The sequence below is a fragment of the Proteiniborus sp. DW1 genome (genome assembly GCF_900095305.1).
Classification (GTDB): Bacteria; Bacillota; Clostridia; order Tissierellales; family Proteiniboraceae; genus Proteiniborus.
The window spans coordinates 165,370-173,076 of the sequence record NZ_FMDO01000013.1 but is presented as its reverse complement, the minus strand read 5'-3'; the positions used below and the strand labels follow the sequence as shown (position 1 = coordinate 173,076).

At 31.0% G+C, this 7,707-nt stretch carries 4 protein-coding genes; all 4 read right to left on the bottom strand.

Going from position 1 to position 7,707, the window contains the following annotated elements; genetic code table 11:
- Window positions 1-598: 598 nt before the first annotated feature.
- A complete protein-coding gene (locus tag DW1_RS03780; protein ID WP_242942430.1) occupies window positions 599-1,597 on the bottom strand; it encodes a helix-turn-helix transcriptional regulator in 999 nt (332 codons plus the stop codon).
- A 297-nt stretch (window positions 1,598-1,894) separates the two neighbouring features.
- A complete protein-coding gene (locus DW1_RS03775; protein WP_074349297.1) occupies window positions 1,895-3,085 on the bottom strand; it encodes a CapA family protein in 1,191 nt (396 codons plus the stop codon).
- A gap of 95 nt (window positions 3,086-3,180) precedes the next feature.
- On the bottom strand, window positions 3,181-5,352 hold the full coding sequence (locus DW1_RS03770; protein ID WP_074349296.1) for an ankyrin repeat domain-containing protein: 2,172 nt from the start codon (window positions 5,350-5,352) through the stop codon (window positions 3,181-3,183).
- Between the two features lie 54 nt (window positions 5,353-5,406).
- On the bottom strand, window positions 5,407-7,695 hold the full coding sequence (locus DW1_RS03765) for an AAA family ATPase (protein WP_074349295.1): 2,289 nt from the start codon (window positions 7,693-7,695) through the stop codon (window positions 5,407-5,409).
- Between the last annotated feature and the right edge of the window lie 12 nt (window positions 7,696-7,707).

The following is a 7,707-nucleotide window of genomic DNA, read 5'->3' as shown; positions in this document are numbered from 1 at the left end:
CTTAAGTGTTTATTTTTATCAAGGTTGCAATCTTATAAATTTAAAATTGCAGTTTTGTTTAGGATGACAATTTAATTTTAAGAACCCCTCTCCCTCATAGATTGTTTTGGGTAGAAATATATACCTTGCTTATTATTAAGATTACCAATAAAATAATATATAGCTATGTTTTTTCCATTATTATTTTAATTAGTAATAGTACTTGGTTAAATAATACAACATGACTTTCTTTTTGTCAATACAAGAAATATTTTTCAATTTAATATTTTTAATAAATATGTTATACTATGAATGTATATTTAATAGAATCAATATGTGGAATGTAAATTTATTATTTTACTTAGTTAATCTTTTTAATTGAACTATATTAGAAACTATCTACTTTACCATTGAATAATATTGTTACAATAATAATATCATTCAATGGTGAAGTAAAATGTACTCATTATAAAATAGTTTGTTATTTTTTATTTCTTCTTAATAGAATATTCAACTAGTTATTTTTAGCAACATTTTCATAATGCCCTTAGAAAAATATAGTGTTTTGTTTTGTTTTGTTTTGTTTTGTTTTGTTTTGTTTTGTTTTGTTTTGTTTTGTTTATTCAAAATTTTTGTAGTTATACAAGTCATTTATTTTAGTAGTTTCTTTTAGAATATCTTCTTTTAATTTATCGGGCTTAATAACCTCAACATTACTTCCCATGCTCATTATCCAAGCTTTTATTTCCGGATATCCATTCATTTTTGCTTCAAACAATATAGTTTTACTGTCTATTTCGGTAATTTTTTGATTTTTAGATATTTGTTTTTCTTTTACTATTTCACTCATTGGATAGAATATCTTCAATTTAAGGTCAATAATTTCATCATTAAATATTCCAAATGATTTTTCCATAATTTCATCTAATTCAAAACTATATTTTATTTCAAATTTTTCTTTTAGTACATGGTATTGTTGTATTCTAGATAATTTGAAAAAACGCACGTCTTCAGCATTTTCACAATATCCATAAAAATATGTAGCACCTTTATAATCAAATATTCCATATGGATGTACTACTCTTTCCTTTACTTCTAATCCATATTCCTTTATAGACTTATATTCCATCTTAATCTTATTGCTTCTATTAATGGCTAAGTTTATATCTATCCATACTCTTTTTTCTTTTTCAATTGTCTCATCAGATTCTTTCACTAATTTGTTATAATAAGATACATTATCATCTAAATATTTTTCATAATTTAATATTTTGCTCACTAATATTTCGAACTTTGAGCTATAGTGGTATTTACCACTTTTAATGGCTTCTTTAGCCATCTTTAAAGCACTTAACTCATCTTTAGTAAAAGATAGTCCATCCAAATATCTCTTATTTTCTAGGTAATATCCCCCATATCTCCCTAATTTCGAACCTATATAAATACCCGCCATTTCTAAGTCTTTTTTGTACTCTTTTATCATTCTTGGACTAACCTCAAGTTCATTTGCTATTTCATTAACTTTCATTAAACTCCTTACTTGAAGTAAAAAATACATGTTAAGTGCGTTAGATATTCTTGACATTATCTCCACCTCTCTAACTCTTTTTAAAATCATGCAATTTTTCACCAACATACTTACCCTGATTACTTTGTCAACTAATGCGTTTCTCACCTATCCTATTCCACATTTTTTATTAATTTCCTTTAAATTTAGTTTTTTTAGATATCGAATTCCCTCTAAAATACACAAAAACATAGCTCTCACCATGGACTAGCTAGAATTTTTATATTTTATAAGCTGAGATTCCTCGCTTGCGCTCGGAATGACAAGATTGTGCCTAGATTGATAAATAGTGTTCAAAATAGTAAAAAGCTGGTACAACGACCAGCCCTAGCTAGAGTTTTCCTATATCTAATTACTCACTTCCGAAATAATCCCCTCTTCATCAATCTCCACATTAATAGATATGTCCTCTAAAAATGAAAAAATACGTTCCTTTTCTGATTGCTCTGTTACAATTCTAGTTACATGATTTTCTTGTATGGCAGGGACAATTTCTAGTTCTATAAACTCTTCTGTATCATCACCGTAGAAATGTATATTTAATAGCATAGTATCTATAGTTCTATCATTAAACCAGAAGTTGCCAAGGCTATATACAATAGGCTTTCCATTATAATACTCTATTCCCTGAAGACAATGGGGATGTGCGCCTATTACTATATCTGCACCTGCATCTAGGTATTCTTTACCTGTAGTAAGCTGTACTTCTTCTAATTCATAGGTATTTTCTGTACCCCAATGAACATATGCAATAACATAGTCTGCATTTTCCTTTGCTTCTTTTATAGTCTGAATAAACAACTCTGTATCATAGCATCGTAAAATTCCAGGAGAATCTTCTGTGGCTTGAGGAGTCATCTTGTATTTTTCGGCTCTTGAAGCTGCTACATATGCGATAGTCTTACCTTGTATTTCAAAATAAACAGGTGACATGGCTTCATCTAGGTTATGACCAGCGCCATAATAAAGTATATCAGCTTGTTTTAATGTTGCCATAGTGTCTATCAATGATTGTACACCATAATCATATACATGATTGTTGGCAAGACTTACGATATCTACCCCCAGCTCCTTTAAAATATTGACCCTAGATGGATGAGCCCTAAATGTATAGTATTTTCCTTCTAGTGGAGTTCCATTTGTGCTATATGTAAACTCATTGTTGAGACACATAATATCTGCGTCTCGCATCATCTGTATTAACTCAGGAGAAAAGCAGTCATAGATGCCATTTTCAACTGTGTTATAATACTCCATAGTACTCCAATTCTCATCAAAATTAATATCACCTGCAAATGATAAAACAAAGTTATATGAATTTAAGTCTTCTTCTATATCAGTTACATCATTATTATTTATATCGTTAATTACTTCATTATTTGCTTCAATACTTGTCTCGTGAGGTGAAATATCAGAGGTCTTGGATTCCTTCTGATATCCACAACCCCATAAAATCAAAACAGCCAATATAGACAATAGTAAACATATATGCTTAAAAGTTGAAAATATCTTTTTATTTACATAATTTTTCTTTTTCAAATCTATCCCTCTATATCTTTAGTTATTAGTTGCTATTAATATAATCCAGATGTAATAGCAAGATTTAAAATTAATGGCACCGAATGATTTTAATATTACCTTCTCTTACCAGACCTGCTTTCTAGCAATCTTATTACATCACCATTAGGTATTACTCCAAATGCTTTTTGGGTCTTATCTTGACGTGGGTTGTGCTTCTTAAGTGTTTCTAGTGGAGTATTCCCGTCAAAATCTTCTGCATTCACATTAGCTCCCAGATCCAGCAGTGCTTTTACAAGGTTGTAATCAATCCATTTTTCTGTTTGAGTTAAAACATAATGTAAAGGTCTCAATCCCTTATGATCTTCTGCGTTAACATCAAAACCAGCTGTTACCAAGATTTCTACATCTTCATCTCTCTTTGCATAGAATAAAGCAGTTCGACCATAACTATCTACTATATTTATGTCTGCACCTAGTTCTAATAATGCTTTCTTTGGTGTATCGTAAAATAATGGACTTCTTCCCTCATGGTCAATGGCATTAACATCGGCACCTTTGCTTACTAGATATTCAGCTATTTTTCCCCTGTAACTCTTTATTACATGTAAAGGTGTAGTTGATTTACTATCAGCTTGACTTACATCTAGCCCTACTTTTTCAACTAAATATTTCACTTCATCTATATCATAATAATTATTAAATAAAGCTGTTTTTCCTTCTTTATCTACAAGATGAAAATCGATACCTGCTTCCTGTAATACTTCAAGGAGCTCTAGGTTTACTCCTTCATAAAACAATATGCTTCTTCCTTGGTTGTCCAAATGATTAACATCAGCTTCTTCACTTAATAAAAGCTTTACCATGTCAATATTATACAAACTGTATGCTAAGGCAGTTTTTCCATCATTATCTACCGCTTCAATATCTGCTCCCTTCTCCAGAAGGTATTTAACCATGGGTATATTCCCGTATTTTGCAGCATAATGTAATGGAGTTAGTCCTTCATTATTCTTGGCGTGAATGTCTGCTCCTCTTTCTATAAATTCTATTGCATATTCATTACTCTTCATGACCATGTTATGTAGAGGAGTAGTACCGTCAGAATATTTCTTGTTTAAATCTGCGCCTGCATCCAGCATAATCATGATTGGATCCTTTTCCTGTTTATCATGATATTCTTGATAACCATCTACCCTTTTCATAAATGGTGTATAACCATCGCTATTAACTGAATTAACATCTGCACCTGCTTCTACTAGCAAAGCAACTATATCCCCAGTAACAGTTAAATGTAGGGGAGTATCACCATTATCGTTTTTTATATTGGGATTAGCACCTGCTTCAATTAAAGTAGTGATTATTTCCTCATTTTTCTCAAATACAGCTTCATGTAATGGCGACCTTCCTCTTCTGTTCTTTCGATTAGGATTAGCCTTTTTTTCTTCTAAAGTATATTTGACTCTAGCAACACTTCCTGAACTTACAGCATCCATTAGTTTTGTACTACCATCCAAATCTCTAATATCTATAGTATTAAAGGATCCACCTGTTAAATAAGCAAATATTCCTGCGACTATTAAAAGTAAAGTGATAACTCTACTCATAACCCACTTATTAAACTTTCTATTCTGTGCTTCCCTACGATTTTTGAGTTTAAGTTCATACTCTTCCATGGCAGAAAGTTGGTTGTCCTTTTTCGCTTCTTGAGCCTTCTTAGCTTCAGCCTTTTTAGCTTCTTCTATTCTTTCTTTTTCTCTACTTTCTTCTTTAATTTTCTTAAGGAATTCTCCTAAATCTTTTTCATCTGCTTTTATTGGTACACGGCTAGGAGTTAATTTACGAGGTTCAAATTTTTCTATAGTGACCTTTTCTATATTTTCAGCTTGACAATCATCTTTTTTTTCTATAGTAGGATTCTCTTTGGCTTCATGCTTCAATTCCTTATCTCTAGTTTGCTTTATCCCTGTTTCCTTATCCGGGGCCATACTTGTTTTTTCAGTTTTCATGTACAAACTAATTTCATCTTTTGAATCCAACTTAGGAGTAGAGGCTACATTAATTTCTTTTAATCTTTTATTATATTCATTCCTTTTAGAATCATCTAATAATATTTCTCTAGCCTCTTCTATGATTTCTAGCTCCTTTTTAGCTTCAAACCTTTTCTCATCATTAGGTGCAAAAGAGTTTTGATATCTTGCTTTTTTATGTAGTTTCAGCAGCTTTTTCTCTATTTCCTCTCTCGAGCTCTCGAAATCTATGTCTAATAATTCATAGTAATTTTTCATGCTATCCTCCTATAGACTCTTATATATACTAATTATAAGGGTATGAAGTAGTTATTAGATAGATAAGATGTCTTCTATTTCTATTTTCATTAAATCTTCTTTTGATAGTACTTTGTTTTCTGATAATTCTTTTGCAATTCTATTGTTTTGTGCTTGTACAACTTTTTCAAATATATTTCTTACTTCTCTTCCGTTTCCAAAGCCTTCCTTCCTGCGATTAGGCAAGTTGTCAATATACTCTTCTAAGGCCTCTAACCCTTTTTTATCTATGGTCATATCGGAACTTATACACATTTTTTTGAATATTTCTATTAGCTCCTCATTGGAGTAATCATAAAAATTAATGGTTGTATTAATTCTACTTTTAAACCCAGTATTTGAGCTTAACAGCATTTCCATTTCCTTCTCGTATCCAGCCATTATAACCATTAGATTGTCCCTGTGGTCTTCCATCTCTTTAATAAGCACATCAATAGCTTCTTTACCGAAATTATCTTTGTCGCCTTGATAAAGAGAATATGCTTCATCAATAAATAGAATCCCTCCCAAGGCACTCTTAATAAGCTTTTGGGTTTTTATGGCTGTCTCTCCTACATGATTGCCCACAAAATCTGTTCTAGTGCACTCTTCAAAACGATCTCCTCTTCTAAGTACTCCTAATGCCTTGTAAATCCTGCCTATAATTTTTGCAACAGTTGTTTTTCCTGTTCCTGGATTACCTATGAACATCATATGCAGTGATGGCTCGATACATTTTAGCCCCGCTTCTTTTCTTTGCTGATGAACCTTCATTCTATTAATAACACTCTCTACCTGTTCTTTTACTTCTTTTAACCCAATTAAATCATTTAGTTCTTTAAGAGCACTTTCGATTTCTTCCTCTGGTGATTTGCTTCTTTCAATATTAAAATCAACAGTATCCAACATAATGAGCTCTTCTTTGTTAAGAGCATCTATACTATTATTAATCATGCGACTTGCAAAGTTTTGAATTGCTTCCTCTACTAATCTTCTGACTAATCTAGCATTACTGAAATTCTCTTCTGATCTTTCTTGATTGATTTTCTCTAATAGAGCTTTTTTCCCACCATCTGATATTAAGTAGTATTTTTCATAGGCAAATTTCTCTGCAATTTTTACTAGTTCTTCATCTGTGTAATCAGGAATATGAATATTATAATTAAATCGTCCCTTAAGTCCTGGGTTGCTTTCAAAAAAGATATCCATCTCTTTTTTATAGCCTGCCACTATTACCACAAATTCTCCTCGCCTATTCTCCATTTCGCTTAATAGTACTTCTATTGCTTCTTTACCAAAATCCCTAGGGCTATCAGCTCTATATAGTGTATAAGCTTCGTCTATGAATAGAACTCCTCCCAATGCTTCTTCTATTTTGGCCTGTGTATTCTTTTCAGTTGCCCCTATATGCTGACCTACTAAGGTTTTTCTATCTGCTTCTATTAGTTTATTTTCTTTAATTAATCCTATATTAGCAAATATTTCAGCCAAAGCTTTAGCTACAGTTGTTTTCCCTGTTCCCGGATTACCTGTAATTATAAAATGATTACCTTGATTCAAAGTATTTTTAACACCGAGCTGTTGTTTCCTTTTTTCTTCAAATTTAATCATATTGTAAATTTGAAGAACCTGCTTCTTAATATCCTCCATACCTGTAAACTTTTCTAGAGGTTTCAGTTCTTCCGGTAGTTTAATTTCTTGCTTTTCTAGATTGTTTATCTTTTCTGTTATTATTTTTTGTTTTTCTTCTTTTACTTTTATGGCTTCTGCACGCTTTTTAGCATTGTTGTATATTTCTCTAGTTTTCTGAACGATTTCGCCACGTCTATATCTTCTCAAGATTTCTCCACATACTTTTACACATTCTTCGTATTTTTCATTCTTATATAATAAATTACAAAGTTCGAAATATACTTCTTCTGAGGCTTCAATTTTGATTATCTTCTCTAATTGACTTTTTAAGGTCTGAAAAGAAGCATTTGTTTTTTGCTGAACATCATATAATAGCTTGTTAGCATGCAAATTGTTTTTATCTATTTCTAGTGATTTTTTTATACTCTCAATAGCCTTAGTATAAAATTTCTTTGCTATATAAATTTCTGCTAATTTAATATAGTAACTTATATCATTTGGATTTGTCTTTACTAATTCATTAAACATAGTTTCTGCAGTATTAAAATGATATAGTTTAAAATAGATAAGTCCTGCCATTTCTAAAATTTCTCTATCTTTAGATAATATCAAATCATTTTCTTCTATAAAAGTCTTGGCATTTATCCACTCTTCTTTCTGAATATATTCCCTAATTTGAAATATCTTCTCCATAAATACTCTCCT

Excerpts from the sequence above, each read along its gene's own strand:
- DW1_RS03780 (WP_242942430.1), bottom strand. The coding sequence starts at position 1,597 with ATGATTTTAAAAAGAGTTAGAGAGGTGGAGATAATGTCAAGAATATCT.
- DW1_RS03770 (WP_074349296.1), bottom strand. The coding sequence starts at position 5,352 with ATGAAAAATTACTATGAATTATTAGACATAGATTTCGAGAGCTCGAGA.
- DW1_RS03765 (WP_074349295.1), bottom strand. The coding sequence starts at position 7,695 with ATGGAGAAGATATTTCAAATTAGGGAATATATTCAGAAAGAAGAGTGG.